Source organism: Amycolatopsis sp. NPDC000009, from assembly GCF_055563465.1.
In genome coordinates, this window is the sequence record NZ_JBVHDI010000016.1 from 153,284 (window position 1) to 166,095 (window position 12,812).

16 protein-coding genes are annotated in these 12,812 nt (G+C 68.3%); 11 read left to right on the forward strand and 5 right to left on the reverse strand.

Annotated features, from left to right (window positions below; translation table 11 throughout):
• Positions 1-126: 126 nt before the first annotated feature.
• The 5 genes from ACZ3HL_RS32695 (at position 127) to ACZ3HL_RS32715 (ending at position 4,167) form a co-directional block, all read left to right on the forward strand.
• On the forward strand, positions 127-975 hold the full coding sequence (locus ACZ3HL_RS32695; protein WP_465535230.1) for a cobalamin-binding protein: 849 nt from the start codon (positions 127-129) through the stop codon (positions 973-975).
• A gap of 77 nt (positions 976-1,052) precedes the next feature.
• Positions 1,053-1,526: a carboxymuconolactone decarboxylase family protein gene (locus ACZ3HL_RS32700; RefSeq protein WP_126734146.1), complete on the forward strand. Its 474-nt coding sequence runs from the start codon at positions 1,053-1,055 to the stop codon at positions 1,524-1,526.
• 100 nt (positions 1,527-1,626) lie between these two features.
• Entirely contained in the window at positions 1,627-2,079 is a 453-nt protein-coding gene (locus ACZ3HL_RS32705) for a MoaF C-terminal domain-containing protein (RefSeq protein WP_465412918.1), read from the forward strand.
• Between the two features lie 92 nt (positions 2,080-2,171).
• A complete protein-coding gene (locus ACZ3HL_RS32710; protein ID WP_465535231.1) occupies positions 2,172-2,294 on the forward strand; it encodes a hypothetical protein in 123 nt (40 codons plus the stop codon).
• A gap of 427 nt (positions 2,295-2,721) precedes the next feature.
• On the forward strand, positions 2,722-4,167 hold the full coding sequence (locus ACZ3HL_RS32715; protein WP_465535232.1) for an APC family permease: 1,446 nt from the start codon (positions 2,722-2,724) through the stop codon (positions 4,165-4,167).
• On the opposite strand, the gene ACZ3HL_RS32720 is transcribed toward ACZ3HL_RS32715, so the two are convergent.
• Positions 4,147-4,896 (reverse strand): GntR family transcriptional regulator, encoded by a 750-nt coding sequence (locus ACZ3HL_RS32720; RefSeq protein ID WP_465535233.1) that lies wholly within the window; start codon positions 4,894-4,896, stop codon positions 4,147-4,149. The genes ACZ3HL_RS32715 and ACZ3HL_RS32720 overlap by 21 nt on opposite strands.
• Before the next feature lie 109 nt (positions 4,897-5,005).
• Between ACZ3HL_RS32720 and ACZ3HL_RS32725 the strand changes: the two genes are divergently transcribed.
• On the forward strand, positions 5,006-5,875 hold the full coding sequence (locus tag ACZ3HL_RS32725) for a Cgl0159 family (beta/alpha)8-fold protein (protein WP_465535234.1): 870 nt from the start codon (positions 5,006-5,008) through the stop codon (positions 5,873-5,875).
• A 19-nt stretch (positions 5,876-5,894) separates the two neighbouring features.
• A complete protein-coding gene (locus ACZ3HL_RS32730; RefSeq protein ID WP_465535235.1) occupies positions 5,895-7,379 on the forward strand; it encodes a CoA-acylating methylmalonate-semialdehyde dehydrogenase in 1,485 nt (494 codons plus the stop codon).
• Positions 7,380-7,435: 56 nt separating this feature from the next.
• Here the strand turns inward: ACZ3HL_RS32730 and ACZ3HL_RS32735 are convergent, their stop codons facing one another.
• Complete coding sequence (locus ACZ3HL_RS32735; RefSeq protein WP_465412913.1) at positions 7,436-8,824, reverse strand: amino acid permease; 1,389 nt, start codon at positions 8,822-8,824, stop codon at positions 7,436-7,438.
• 172 nt (positions 8,825-8,996) lie between these two features.
• Between ACZ3HL_RS32735 and ACZ3HL_RS32740 the strand changes: the two genes are divergently transcribed.
• Genes ACZ3HL_RS32740 through ACZ3HL_RS32755 form a run of 4 tightly spaced genes read left to right on the forward strand, consistent with a single transcriptional unit; the run spans position 8,997 to position 10,951 of the window.
• Positions 8,997-9,902 carry a glutaminase gene (locus ACZ3HL_RS32740; protein ID WP_465412912.1) on the forward strand — a complete coding sequence of 302 codons (906 nt, stop codon included), beginning with the start codon at positions 8,997-8,999 and terminating at the stop codon, positions 9,900-9,902.
• Between the two features lie 37 nt (positions 9,903-9,939).
• Complete coding sequence (locus ACZ3HL_RS32745; RefSeq protein ID WP_465535236.1) at positions 9,940-10,422, forward strand: MSMEG_6728 family protein; 483 nt, start codon at positions 9,940-9,942, stop codon at positions 10,420-10,422.
• Positions 10,419-10,628: a hypervirulence associated TUDOR domain-containing protein gene (locus tag ACZ3HL_RS32750; RefSeq protein WP_465535237.1), complete on the forward strand. Its 210-nt coding sequence runs from the start codon at positions 10,419-10,421 to the stop codon at positions 10,626-10,628. The genes ACZ3HL_RS32745 and ACZ3HL_RS32750 overlap by 4 nt, the downstream gene beginning before the upstream one ends.
• Positions 10,625-10,951, forward strand: a complete 327-nt coding sequence (locus ACZ3HL_RS32755; protein WP_465535238.1) for a DUF3140 domain-containing protein — start codon at positions 10,625-10,627, stop codon at positions 10,949-10,951. The genes ACZ3HL_RS32750 and ACZ3HL_RS32755 overlap by 4 nt, the downstream gene beginning before the upstream one ends.
• A gap of 1 nt (position 10,952) precedes the next feature.
• On the opposite strand, the gene ACZ3HL_RS32760 is transcribed toward ACZ3HL_RS32755, so the two are convergent.
• The 3 genes from ACZ3HL_RS32760 to ACZ3HL_RS32770 are packed head-to-tail and all read right to left on the reverse strand — an operon-like array spanning position 10,953 to position 12,729.
• A complete protein-coding gene (locus ACZ3HL_RS32760; RefSeq protein WP_465535239.1) occupies positions 10,953-11,369 on the reverse strand; it encodes a hypothetical protein in 417 nt (138 codons plus the stop codon).
• Positions 11,370-11,397: 28 nt separating this feature from the next.
• The gene (locus ACZ3HL_RS32765) at positions 11,398-11,826 is read right to left on the reverse strand and encodes a winged helix-turn-helix transcriptional regulator (protein WP_465412910.1); all 429 of its coding nucleotides are present in this window, start codon (positions 11,824-11,826) and stop codon (positions 11,398-11,400) included.
• 9 nt (positions 11,827-11,835) lie between these two features.
• Positions 11,836-12,729: an MBL fold metallo-hydrolase gene (locus ACZ3HL_RS32770; RefSeq protein WP_465535240.1), complete on the reverse strand. Its 894-nt coding sequence runs from the start codon at positions 12,727-12,729 to the stop codon at positions 11,836-11,838.
• Between the last annotated feature and the right edge of the window lie 83 nt (positions 12,730-12,812).

The window sequence follows — 12,812 nt, forward strand, 5'->3', positions numbered from 1 at the left end:
CCAGTTGTGCGCAATAGCTGTCACGTTAGGTGCAGTTTTGTGCAACGTCAATGCTCTGTTAGCGCACTTTCACGCATTTGGTCCGCGCAGATATGCACGATGGCGCTGGTCACCTACCGTGGGCGGATGCGGATCGTCTCGCTGCTCCCCGCCGCGACCGACTTCGTCGCGACCCTCGGGCTCCTGCCGTCGCTGGCGGGCCGGACCCACGAATGCGACTGGCCACCCGGCGCGCTGGACGACGTCCCGGTGGTCACGAGCAGCGCGATCGACCACGACGCGCTGTCGAGCCGGGAGATTTCGGCGGCCGTCGGCGGCGAGCATCGCGGTTCGGCCCTGTACTCGCTCGACGCCGGCCTGCTCGCGGCGGCCGAACCCGACGTCGTGCTCACGCAGGATCTCTGCGACGTCTGCGCGGTCTCCTACCGGCAGGTTTCGGAGACCGTGCGCACGATGGACGGCGACATCCGGGTGGTCAGCCTCGAACCGAGGACGCTCGACGGCATCTTCACCTGCTTGGCCACGCTCGGCGAGGTATTGGGCGTCCCGGAGCGAGCGGCCACGGAGGCGCGTCTACTCCGGGAGCGGCTGGAGGCGGTCCGCGCACGGGTCGCGGGACGACCTCGCCCACGGGTGGCCGCCATCGAATGGCTCGACCCGCTCTGGCCAGCCGGGCACTGGGTCCCGGAGCAGATCGACGCCGCCGGAGGTACCCCTCTGATCGCCGCCGCGGGCGAACACACCCGCCCGATCACCTGGGACACCGTCGTCGAGACGCGGCCCGACGTGCTGCTGCTCATGCCCTGTGGCTTCCCGCCCGAACGGACCGAGGCGGAACTACCGCTGCTGACCGGCCTGCCGGGCTGGGACGAGATCCCCGCCGTGCACATCGTGGACGGGCCCGCCTACTTCAATCGGCCAGGCCCCCGCGTCGTCGACGGCGTGGAGATCCTCGCCGACCTCTTCCGCGCGTGACCGGCGTCACTTTCAATGCTGTCACAACTTCTCGGCCCCTCTCGTCATGTGTGCAGAACCGACCGAGAGGAAAGATCATGGAACCGCGAATCAACCTGTTCGAGAACGACGTCATCCTCAAGTACGTCAAGCGTCTCGGCGCCGCGAACCGCCCGATCGAGGAGTCCTCGCTGCCGCACGCCACCCAGGAACTGGTGAAGCTGCGCGCCAGCCAGATCAACGGCTGCGGTTTCTGCACCGACATGCACAGCAAGGACGCCGCGCACGCCGGTGAGACCTCGGTGCGGCTCAACCTGGTCGCCGCCTGGCGGGAGGCGAACGTGTTCACCGAGCCGGAGCGCGCGGCCCTCGCGCTCACCGAGGAGGGCACCCGGATCGCCGACGCGCACCACGGCGTCAGCGACGACACCTGGGCGCAGGTGCGCAAGCACTACGACGACGAGCAGATCGGTGCCCTGATCGCGCTGATCGCCGCGATCAACGCGTACAACCGGCTCAACGTCATCGCCCGGACGCCTGCCGGCGACTACCAGCCCGGCATGTTCGACTGATCCTCGCGTCCATCGACAACAGGATCGCTTCGCCAGGCAACGATCGAGGTGCGACGGGCTGCTAAACCTGCGGATACCAGCGATCCGGAGGTTTCAGCCCGTGCGACTCGACGTCCGCTTCTTCCCAGTGACCGGGACCCATCCGCTCAGCACCGACCTCGTCGGGCTCCGCGCGAACTTCCACTACGGCTCCGGAAACGTGCTGGAACAGCACTACGCGGACCGGACGACGATGATCTGGACCGGTGTGTCCGGTGATTTCACCGGCGTCCGGCAGAAGGAAGCGACACTGCGCGTCTTCGAAACCGGTCCGGCGCAGTATTTCGTCACCTGGTACGAAACCGGGACCGTCGCGACGGCCGCGCACGGCGAGATCTTCGACGGCGGTTACCCCATCGCGGTGATGGCCGATTTCGGCCGCTTGATCGCGACGGCGGCCTACACGAATCCCCGTGAGGACGGCGGCCAGTATTTCCTGGTCGACCAGGCGACCATCGAGATTCTGGAGAAGCCGCACGGATGGCCTTCCTTTCCCGCGCCGCGCGGGTCTTGAGTGGTGATTTCGTGTTCTGGTGAGGAGTACGCCGAACGTGTCGCGAAAGCCACTTTCGGGACATCAGGCGTCGCGAAAGTGGCTTTCGCGACATGGGCACCGGCGGGGAGATGACGGCGCGGGAGGTCGTGAGTGCCAGGGCCGAAGGCCGCGGACATCCCGGCGAGCCAATGCTCGAACGACGGCACACCCTCATCGAGGACGTGAGCGCGTGACTGCCGACGATGAACCCGTCGGCTCCTTGCCTCGCGACCGCTGCGACGTCGTCCCCGCCCCGGATGCCGAAGGCGGTGCAGACCGGCAGGTCCGGACGAATACGCCGGATGTCGTCGATCCGGCGGCCCAGCCCGTCGTCGATGATGCCCGCCCGTCCGGTCTCGGCTCCTCCCGTGTACCCGGTCAGGTGGAGCGACGTGAGGCGGACGAGCGAATCCGATCGAACGGCCTAAACCGCCGAGAGCGGCCGTATCGGGCTAACCACTCACGCGCGCTCTGAACGCGTCGATTCCGGTCGGCCGCCTCGGGCGAGGACACCCACTCGGAGCGCCCAGCGCTGACGAACAAGCGGTGGGCGCGCAAAGGCAAAGCCCGCACCCGCGGCCGCTCCCATACTGGCCGTCCAGCCGAGACGAGGAGTACCGCATGAGCCGAGACGACACGTCGCTCGCCAAGAACGTCCTGGGCGTGCCGGGCATCGTCTTCCTCGTGCTCGCCGCGGTGGCGCCCCTGACCGGGATGATCGTGATCGCGGCCATCGGCATCGCGGTGGGGAACGGCGGCGGCATGGTCGCGGCGTTCCTGCTGGCGACGGTCGTCCTGCTGCTGTTCGCCGTCGGCTACGCGCAGATGTCCCGGGTGCTCACCAGCGCGGGCGGCTTCTACGCCTTCGTGGTCAAGGGGCTGGGCAGGACGCCGGGTCTCGTCGCCGGGTTCGTCGCGATGCTCGGCTACAACTGTTTCGTCGCGGGCGCGATCGGCACGAGCGGGTTCTTCACCTCCACGGCGATCGACGACGTCTTCGGCCTGAAACTCGATTGGCTGTTCTGGAGCGCGCTTTCGGTCGTGCTGGTCCTCCTGCTCAGCCGCCGGGGAATCGCGGTCAGCGCCAAGGTGCTGGGTGTCTCGCTGATCCTCGAAGTGTCGATTCTGCTGATCATGGACTTCAGCGTGCTGTTCCGGCACGGCTTCTCGTTCGCCGCGTTCAGCCCGTCCGTCGTGTTCCAGGGGGCGGGCGGACTCGCGTTGTTGTTCGCCGCCAACGCTTTCATCGGGTTCGAGGCGACGGCGCTGTTCGGCGAGGAGGCCAAGGATCCCAAGCGGACGATCCCGAAGGCGACCTACATCGCGATCGGGTTCATCGGGGTGTTCGCCGCGTTCACGACCTGGGCCGTGGTCAGCGCGATCGGCGCCGAGCAGGCGCAGGACGTGGCCGCCGCGCATCTGTCGAGCGGGGATCTCGTGCTCTCGGTCGCGCAGGAGTATCTGGGTGGCCCGTTGACGAAGGTGATGTTGCTGCTTCTGGTGGTCAGCCTGTTCGCGGCGCTGCTGGCGCTGCACAATTCGGCCACCCGTTATCTGTACGCCCTGGGCAGGGTCGGCGTTCTGCCGCGATTGCTGGGCAAGACCAGCCCGCGCAACGGCGCGCCGCGTTACGCCTCGATCGTCCAACTGGTCTTCGGTTCGCTGGTGGCGCTGGCGTTCCGGCTCGCCGGCCTCGATCCGGTCGCCGACCTGACCGCGAGCATGACCGGCTTCGGCACGCTCGGGATCCTCACCCTGCAGTTGTTCGCGGCGGTGGCGATCCTGGTCTACTTCCGCCGCACGCGGGATCGCCGGGTCGTGAAGACGCTGATCGCTCCCGGGCTGGGCGCGGTGGGGCTCGGGTTGATCGTGACGCTCGCGATCCTCAACTTCCCGACGCTCGCCGGGTCGAGCAACGGCGTCGTCCCGCACCTGCCGTGGCTGCTCCTGGTGGTCGCGCTGGCCGGGCTCGCGCTCGCCGGCTGGCTGCGGCGGTTCCGCCCTTCGGTGTACGCGGCATTGGAGACCGACCTGGAGCGCGAACCGTCAGAGGTTGTTGGTCAGTGACAGGTTGAACGAATAGCGCGAGGCGCGGTAGACGTGCCACCCGTATTCCACGACCTTGCCGGACTCGTCGTAGGTGGTGCGGCGCATGGTGAGCAGTGCCGCGCCCGGCTTCTCGTCGAGCAGTTCGGCGTCCTCCTCGGTCGCCTGCCGGGCCCCGACGTTCTGCTGGGCGGCGTGCAGGCGGACCCCGGCCGAACGCAGTAGCTGGTAGAGGCCCTTGTCCCGCAGTTCGTCGTCGGCCGGGTCGATGAGGCCGTCGGGCAGGTAGTTGTTCATGATCGCCAGCGGCTCGCCGCCGGTCGAACGCACTCGCTTCAGGCGCCGGATATGGGTCAGGCCCGGCGTCTCGAGGTGTTCGATCGCGTCGTCGCCCGCGGGCTCGACCCGGTTCATGAGGACGACGGACTCCGGCTTGTCGCCGAGCTCGTTCAGGTCGTCGAAGAGGCTGCTCAACCGCAGCGGCCGCGCGACCTTGGTGCGCACGACCTGCGTGCCGACACCGCGCTTGCGGACGAGGAGCCCCTGGTTGACCAGCGACTGGATCGCCTGGCGGATGGTCGGCCGCGAGAGGTGCAGCCGCGCGGCCAGGTCGAGCTCATTGTCCAGTCTGGCGCCGTTGGGCAGCCTGCCGTCGTCGATGGCGGCGCCGATCTGCCGGGCGACCTGGGAATACAGCGGCTCCGGACCGTTCGGATCCACCACGATCTCGCCGGGCGCCCAGGGTTTCATGCGCGGAGCCTACCGCGACCGGCGACTATGACCTTATGTCCATATGTCTTGACAAAGTCTCGCGCCGCTTGCGATGGTCGGAGGACCACGCGAGCCGGGAGGTACGAAGTTGTCGGACACAGTGCGCCGGATAGTCGCCGCGCGGGTGCGTGATCCGGGGGCGATCGCGGTCGCCGCGGCCACCCGGGTCCGGGCGAAATCTCCCTTCAACGACAAGGGCCGCACGATGATCATCGCCGCGGACCATCCGGCTCGCGGCGCGAACGGCGTCGGCGCAGACCCGCTCGCGATGGCCGACCGCGGTGAACTCCTCGACCGCCTCGGCCTGGCGCTGGAACGCCCCGGGGTCACCGGAGTGCTTGCGACGCCGGACATCATCGACGACCTGCTGCTGCTCGGCGCCCTCGACGGGAAGACCGTCATCGGCTCGATGAACCGGACCGGGCTCGCGGGATCGAGTTTCGAGATCGACGACCGGTTCGCCTGCTACGACGCCAAAACGATCGAACGGATGCGCTTCGACGGCGGCAAGACGCTCACCAGGATCTGCCTGACGGACCCGGCGACGCCGAGTGTCCTCGAGAACACCGCGAAGGCGATCGACGATCTCGCCGACCGGAAGCTGATCGCGATGGTCGAGCCGTTCCTCGCGGACTGGGTCGACGGACGCCTCCGCACCGACCTCTCCCCCGACGCCGTGATCCGCTCGATCACCATCGCCTCCGCCCTCGGCCGCTCGTCGGCCTACACCTGGCTGAAACTCCCGGTGGTGAAGGACATGGAGCGCGTGCTGGCCGCGTCGACGTTGCCCGCCGTCCTGCTGGGCGGCGAGGTCAAGGATCCCGACGCCGCGTTCGCCTCCTGGCAACGCGCGCTCGCGCTGCCGACCGTGCAGGGCCTCGTGGTCGGCCGGTCCCTGCTCTACCCGCACGACGGCGACGTCGCCAAGGCCGTCGACACGGCCGTCGGACTGCTGTGAACACTGTGGAGGACAACGCGTGAAGACCATCGACCACTGGATCAACGGCGCCGGGACCACGGCGGGCTCCACCCGCACCGCCCCGGTGTACGACCCGGCCGCGGGACGCGCGCGGGCGGAAGTGCTTCTCGCGGAACCGTCCGATGTGGACATCGCGGTGGCCGCCGCGGGGAAGGCGTTCGCAACGTGGGGCGATTCGTCGTTGTCCCAGCGGACGAAGGTGATGTTCGCCTTCCGCGAGCTGCTGGTGCAGCACGAGGACGAACTCGCCCGGATCATCTCCGCCGAGCACGGCAAGGTGATCGACGACGCGCGCGGCGAGATCGTCCGCGGCCGCGAGATCGTCGAGTACGCCTGCGGGATCGCCGACGCGCTGAAGGGCGGCTTCTCCGACCAGGTCTCGCGCGACGTGGACGTGCACGATTTCCGGCAGCCGCTCGGGGTCGTCGCCGGGATCACGCCGTTCAACTTCCCGATCATGGTGCCGCTGTGGATGCACCCGATCGCCATCGCGGCGGGCAACACGTTCGTCCTCAAACCCAGCGAGCGGGTCCCGTCGGCATCCCGGCTGGTCGCCGAACTGTACGCCGAGGCGGGGCTTCCCGACGGCGTGTTCAACGTGGTCAACGGGGACAAGGTCGCGGTCGACGCGATCCTGGAGCATCCCGATATCGCCGCCGTGTCGTTCGTCGGATCGACCCCGATCGCCAGGTACGTCCACGAACGTGCGACGGCCACCGGCAAACGCGTGCAGGCGCTGGGCGGGGCCAAGAACCACGCCGTCGTCCTGCCCGACGCCGATCTGGAGTACGCCGCGAACCATCTCACGGCCGCCGCGTTCGGCTCCGCCGGACAGCGCTGCATGGCGATCTCCATCGGGGTCGCCGTGGGCTCGGCGGGCGACGGGCTGGTCGAGATCCTCGAGCGGAAGGCCGCCGAGATCAAGGTCGGCCCCGGTCACGAGGCGGGCAACGACATGGGCCCGGTGGTCACGGAGGCCGCGCGGCAACGGGTGATCGACTCGGTCGCCCTCGGCGCGGAGGAGGGCGCGACCGTGGTGGTCGACGGCCGGGACCTCGAGGTCACCGGGCACGAAGAGGGTTTCTTCGTCGGACCGTCCCTTTTGGACCATGTGACCACCGAGATGGCCGCCTACCGTGACGAGATCTTCGGTCCCGTGCTCGGAATCGTGCGGGTGTCCACTTTGGACGAAGCGATCGCGCTGATCAACGCGAACCCGTACGGCAACGGGACCGCGGTCTTCACCGGCAGCGGAGAGGCGGCGCGGCGGTTCCAGCGCGAGGTGAAGGTCGGGATGATCGGGGTGAACGTGCCGATCCCGGTGCCGATGTCGTACTACTCGTTCGGCGGATGGAAGGACTCCCTCATCGGCGACAGCCCGATCCACGGCCCGGCGGGCGTCCGGTTCTACACGCGGGCGAAGGTCGTCACGACCCGGTGGCCGCATTCCGCCGCCGGGTTCAACTTCCCGACGTCCAGCTGACGACCGCATTTCGTCCTCTAAATGCGTTACGCATTCAGAGGACGAAATGCGGGTGTTCAGCGCACCTCTTGCCGTTGCCGTTTCCCGACGATCCGCCAGCCGACCGCCAGCACCACGACCAGCACCGGGATCGAGTAGAACGCGATCTTCTCGGCGCCGTCGGAGAAGCCCATCAGGACGACGACCAGCGCGAGGAAGCCCAGCGTCGCCCAGCCGCTGTAGGGCGCCCAAGGCATCCGGTAGGACGGCCGTTCCAGCTCGCCGCGCAGTGCCGCCTGCCGCAGTCGCAGCTGGCAGAAGATCAATGTCGCCCAGGTGGTGATCACGCCGAGCGAGGCGATCGCGATCGCGATGTCGAAGGCGTCCTTCGGCACCAGGTAGTTGAGCACCACGCCCAGCACATAGGCGCCGGAAGTGAACAGGATGCCGCCGTAGGGCACGTGACGGCCGCTCATCCGGCCGACGAACTTCGGCGCCTCGCCCTTGTCCGCGAGCGCGCGCAGGATGCGGCCGGTCGAATAGAGGCCGGAGTTGCAGCTCGACAACGCGGCGGTGAGCACGACCGCGTTCATCACGTCACCGATGCCCGGGATCCCGAGCCTGCTGAACACGGTGACGAACGGGCTCTCACCGCCGTTGTAGAAGGGCCACGGCAGGAGCATCGCCAGCAGCAGCACGGATCCCACGTAGAACACGCCGATCCGCCAGACGACCCCGTTGATGGCCTTCGGCAGTACCTTGCGGGCGTCCTTGGTCTCGCCGGCCGCGATACCGACGACCTCGATCGCCGAATACGCGAAGATGACCGCCTGCAGGGTCATCAGCGCGATACCGATACCGGCCGGGAAGAATCCATTGTGGGCGGTCAGGTTGTGCACGCCCGCCGTGGTGCCGCCGATGTCGGCGCCGGTGAGCACCAAGCCGGCCGCGGTGACCAGGAAGACCACGATGGCCAGCACCTTGACGACCGAGAACCAGAATTCCAGCTCGCCGAACAGTTTCACCGAAAGCAGGTTCACCACGATCAGCACCCCGAGCGCGACGAGCGCGGTGATCCACTGCGGCACGTCGGGCAGCCACTTGTGCACGTAGATGGCCACCGCGGTGATCTCCGCGATCCCGGTCATCGCCCAGTTCACCCAGTACATCCAGCCGGAGACGAAACCCGCCCACGGACCGATGAACTCGCGGGCGTAGGTGACGAAACTGCCGGAAGTCGGCTGGTGGAGCACGAGCTCACCGAGAGCGCGCATCACGAAGTACGCGGCGATACCGCAGAGCGCGTACGACAGGACCAGCGACGGCCCGACCTGGTGGAGCTTGCCACCGGCACCGAGGAACAGCCCGACGCCGATCGCGCCGCCGATGGCGATCATCTGCACTTGGCGGTTGCCCAGTGCTTTTGAGTAGCTTTCACCCTTTTCGGTGAGCAGCGAGGAATCCATGGTTGCCAGACGCTAGAGCGTGTGCGGCACGTCACCCAACATTGCTAAGGAAGACTTAAGGTGTGCGGGAAGTCACTCCGGCGGTTTTTCCGGGTATTTCCCTTTTCGATTTGACAGATTAACCCGCGAACCCCGATTTTGGCGCGCGAAGGGACACTTCTACGCTACGGCCGTGGACCTCGCAGCGCTGCTGGACCGGATCGCCGACGACGTCGCGCCGGAGATCGGCCGCGGCTCCGTCGCGGACTACATCCCCGCCCTGGCCAGGGTCGAACCGGGGCGATTCGGCATGGCGGTGGCCGAAGTGGACGGTGGGCTGCACGGCGTCGGCGACTGGGAGACGCCGTTCTCCATCCAGAGCATGTCGAAGGTCTTCACCCTGGCGCTCGCGCTCTCCCACGGCGACGGCGTGTGGGAACGGGTGGGCCGCGAGCCGTCCGGCAACCCGTTCAACTCGCTGGTCCAATTGGAGAACGAGGACGGGATCCCCCGCAACCCCTTCATCAACGCCGGCGCGCTCGTGGTGACCGACGAACTGGCCCATCACGGTGACGCCGCGGAGACGCTCCTTCGGTTCCTTCGCGAGGAAAGCGGCCGCGCGGACATCGGGATCGACACCGAGGTCGCCGCCTCGGAGGCCGCCCACGCCGACCGCAACCGCGCGCTCGCGTATTTCATGGCGTCGTACCGGAACATGCGTCATCCGGTGCCCGCCGTCCTCGACCAGTACATGCGCCAGTGCTCGATCGCGATGAACTGCCGCGACGTCGCGCGCTCGGCGGTCTTCCTCGCCCGCCACGGCGTGCGCAACGACGGCACCAGGCTGCTCGGGCAGAGCGCGGCCAAGCGCGTCAACGCGGTGATGCTGACCTGCGGCACCTACGACGCCGCGGGCGAATTCGCCTATCGCGTCGGGCTTCCCGGCAAGAGCGGGGTCGGCGGCGGCATCGTCGCGATCGTCCCCGGCCGATGCGCGATCTGCGTGTGGAGCCCGGGGCTGGACCCACGCGGCAACTCCGTCGCGGGCGTCGCCGCGCTGGACCGGTTCACCACCCTGACCGGCTGGTCGATCTTCTGAAGCGGTTTGAACCCGCGACGACGGGGAAGCCGCCAGTGTGCAGACGTTTCTCCCCTGTCCTGACTTCCGCGCCTCCGCTTCCGTGCTCGACCAGCGGCGGCTCGGGAAACAGCGCGTGGAGACCATTCAGGTGCTGCGCGCACTGACGGTGCCGGGGTACGGCTGGCGTCATCACCCGGCCGCGGCGATGTGGGCGGGCTACGAAGAGGCGCTCACCCGCTACGGCTTCGACATCTGCGAAGTCTGGTGCGCGACCGGCCGCCAGGACACCTGCCGGCAGACACTGCGGCTCGACCTGCTCAGCGCCACCGGGATCCACGAGGTCCGCACTCAGGACAGCCTCGCGGAAGCGAAGGAACTGCCGCCCTGGCTCGGCGACCCGGATTTCCACCGCAGCCACCAGTCCGCGCTCGTCCGCAAAGAGCCGGAGCACTACCGCCCCAGATTCCCGGACGTCCCCGACGACCTGCCCTATGTCTGGCCGGCGTCGGACCGGCCACGACGAGAAGGAGTGCGATGACCAAGCGATTCCGCAAAGGCGACAAGGTCCGCTGGAACAGTCACGGCGGGCAGGCCGAAGGTGAAGTCCTGAAGGAGATCACCGCCGACACCGAGGCGGGCGGCCGTACGGTGCGCGCGTCCGAAGAGGAGCCGCAGTACCTGGTGCGCAGCGAGAAGAGCGGTGGCGAAGCGGTGCACAAGCCCGAGGCATTGGAGAAGCTGTGAGCGAGGACAAGGACGTCCGGGCCGAGTTCGGCGAAGCGGTCAACATGACCGCCGGCGAACTCGAAAAGTGGCTGAAGACCGATGAGTCCCGCCAGGCGGGGCAGCACAAGAACGGCGGCGAGTCCGTCGGGCACGAGTCGGGCCGCCGGATCGTGACGATCCTACGCACGAAGAAGGCGGAGTTGTCCGAACAGGACGAAGAGCACATGCGCAAGGTGATCGGCTACGTGCACCGGCATCTCGCGCAGCGCCCGTCCGGCGACATCGAGGACACGACCTGGCGGCACTCGCTGATGAACTGGGGCCACGATCCCTGCAAGTAGCTCAGCCGCTCGGCCGCCCCATCTCGTGCCCCGGCCGTCCCTCGGTACGCCGCCGGCGTTTGATCCGCTCTTCGTGCAGGTGCCGCCGCCCGCCGGTCAGGTCTTCCGTGACCTCCCGCGTCATGTCGCGGTAGGCCTGGTAGTAGCCGTTGTCGTACTCCTCGATCACCTGGAAGGTCCACCTGTCCGGCAGCACGTTGAGCCCGATCAGCTCGGTCTCGATCCGATCGGCCCAGTCCGCGTGCCCGGCCTTCCGGAGCCCTTCGACGGCCTCGCCGAGCGCGAAGTCGGCGGTTCCCGTGAGGTGATGGAACGCGTACAGGTGACCACGCGCCTGTTCGACCGTTTCGACGGCGAAGATCAGTTTTCCGACGGCGTCGACGGTCGCCTCGTCGGGTTCCGATGGTGAGTCCGGCATGCCGGTGAATGCCCCGGAACCGGTGTTCCTACACCCCGCCGTCGAACCGCGTCCTGGCGTCGTTGATCTCGTTGATGTGGATTTCGGCCCAATCCCGGATCACCGCCAACGGTGCGGTGAGGGTGTGGCCGAGCTCGGTCAAGGTGTACTCGACCTTCGGCGGCACCGTCGGATGCACGGTGCGCGTGACCAGGCCGTCGCGTTCGAGGCCGCGCAGGGTCTGGGTGAGCATCTTCTCGCTGACACCGTCGATCGCGGCGCGCAGTTCGCTGTAGCGCTTGGTCCCCGTGGACAGGCAGCCGACGATGAGCGCGGTCCATTTGTCCGCGATGCGATCCAGGACCTGTCGCGAGGGGCATGGCGCGCTGTACACGTCGGCGGGCCTGCCGTCCGGCAACCAGGCCAGCACCTGGCCTGGAGTACCTGGACGGGGACGGCGGCGAGATGGCTCCGGCATGCGCCGACGTTATCCGGTGGCCTGGCCGGCGGCCCAGATCCGGCGCGACGCGGGCGGCAGGACCCGGCCGAACACCTGCCCGGCGAAATGCCCGCCGGCGAGGATCGTCCGGTCGTCCTCGATCTCCTTCAGCAGGCGCTCACGGGTGGCGACGCCCTCCGCCGGATCGACGTCGAACGCGAACGTCCAGTGGCTTTCGGTGATCTGCACCTGGCAGTGCATGACGTCGCCGAGCACGACGACGCGGCGGGGATCCTCCTCGGCCGGGTCGGTGACCACGAGGCTGCTGTGGCCGGGCGTGTGCCCCGGCGTGGCGAGTATCCGCACACCCGGCGCGACGACGTCGCCGTCCGCGAAGAACCCGATCACCTCGGCCAGCGGTTGCTGCACGGCGAGCGGATCCGGACCGACCGGGTCGTTGGTGCCGGACCAGTGCGCCCATTCGCTCTCGCTGACGAGATGCCGCGCCGCCGGGAAGGTCAGCCCGGTCACCGGCGCGCCCGTGCCGTCCGGGGTGGGCGGGACGTCCGTCGTCCAGCCGACGTGGTCGTGGTGCAGATGCGTGTAGACCACGGTGTCGACGTCTTCGGGTGCCAGGCCCTCCGCGGCCAGGGCGTCGAGCAGGCCACCGCCGTGGAACTCGGCGGCACCGGGCATGGTGAAGTCGGCCGCGCCGAGCCCGAGGTCCACCAGGACGGCCCGGTCGCCGGTGCGGATCAGGAAGGAGCCGATGCTGACCGGGAACCATCCGCGTTCGTCGAGGAACGCGTCGTGCGCCGCCCAGCCGGACGGGACGCTCGATGGCAGGAAAACGGCGGGGTTGAGCCAGGCGTGGCCGTCGGGCAGGTAGGTGACGGTGGTCCGGCCGACCCGGATCCGGGACCTGGCGGCGGGTCTCGACATGACGTGGACTCCCTTGTGGATGGTGAGCGAAGCTGTGACTCACTTTCGGGGAGCCGCTCTCCAAAGGGAAGTACGCACTTGCA

What these genes read in the sequence shown, in the direction of transcription:
- ACZ3HL_RS32710 (WP_465535231.1), top strand. Translation starts at nt 2,172, where the DNA reads ATGGGCACCGGCGGGGAGATGACGGCGCGGGAGGTCGTGAGTGCCAGG.
- ACZ3HL_RS32720 (WP_465535233.1), bottom strand. Translation starts at nt 4,896, where the DNA reads ATGAAACCCTGGGCGCCCGGCGAGATCGTGGTGGATCCGAACGGTCCG.
- ACZ3HL_RS32750 (WP_465535237.1), top strand. Translation starts at nt 10,419, where the DNA reads ATGACCAAGCGATTCCGCAAAGGCGACAAGGTCCGCTGGAACAGTCAC.
- ACZ3HL_RS32765 (WP_465412910.1), bottom strand. Translation starts at nt 11,826, where the DNA reads ATGCCGGAGCCATCTCGCCGCCGTCCCCGTCCAGGTACTCCAGGCCAG.
- ACZ3HL_RS32760 (WP_465535239.1), bottom strand. Translation starts at nt 11,369, where the DNA reads ATGCCGGACTCACCATCGGAACCCGACGAGGCGACCGTCGACGCCGTC.
- ACZ3HL_RS32700 (WP_126734146.1), top strand. Translation starts at nt 1,053, where the DNA reads ATGGAACCGCGAATCAACCTGTTCGAGAACGACGTCATCCTCAAGTAC.
- ACZ3HL_RS32735 (WP_465412913.1), bottom strand. Translation starts at nt 8,824, where the DNA reads ATGGATTCCTCGCTGCTCACCGAAAAGGGTGAAAGCTACTCAAAAGCA.
- ACZ3HL_RS32770 (WP_465535240.1), bottom strand. Translation starts at nt 12,729, where the DNA reads ATGTCGAGACCCGCCGCCAGGTCCCGGATCCGGGTCGGCCGGACCACC.
- ACZ3HL_RS32695 (WP_465535230.1), top strand. Translation starts at nt 127, where the DNA reads ATGCGGATCGTCTCGCTGCTCCCCGCCGCGACCGACTTCGTCGCGACC.
- ACZ3HL_RS32715 (WP_465535232.1), top strand. Translation starts at nt 2,722, where the DNA reads ATGAGCCGAGACGACACGTCGCTCGCCAAGAACGTCCTGGGCGTGCCG.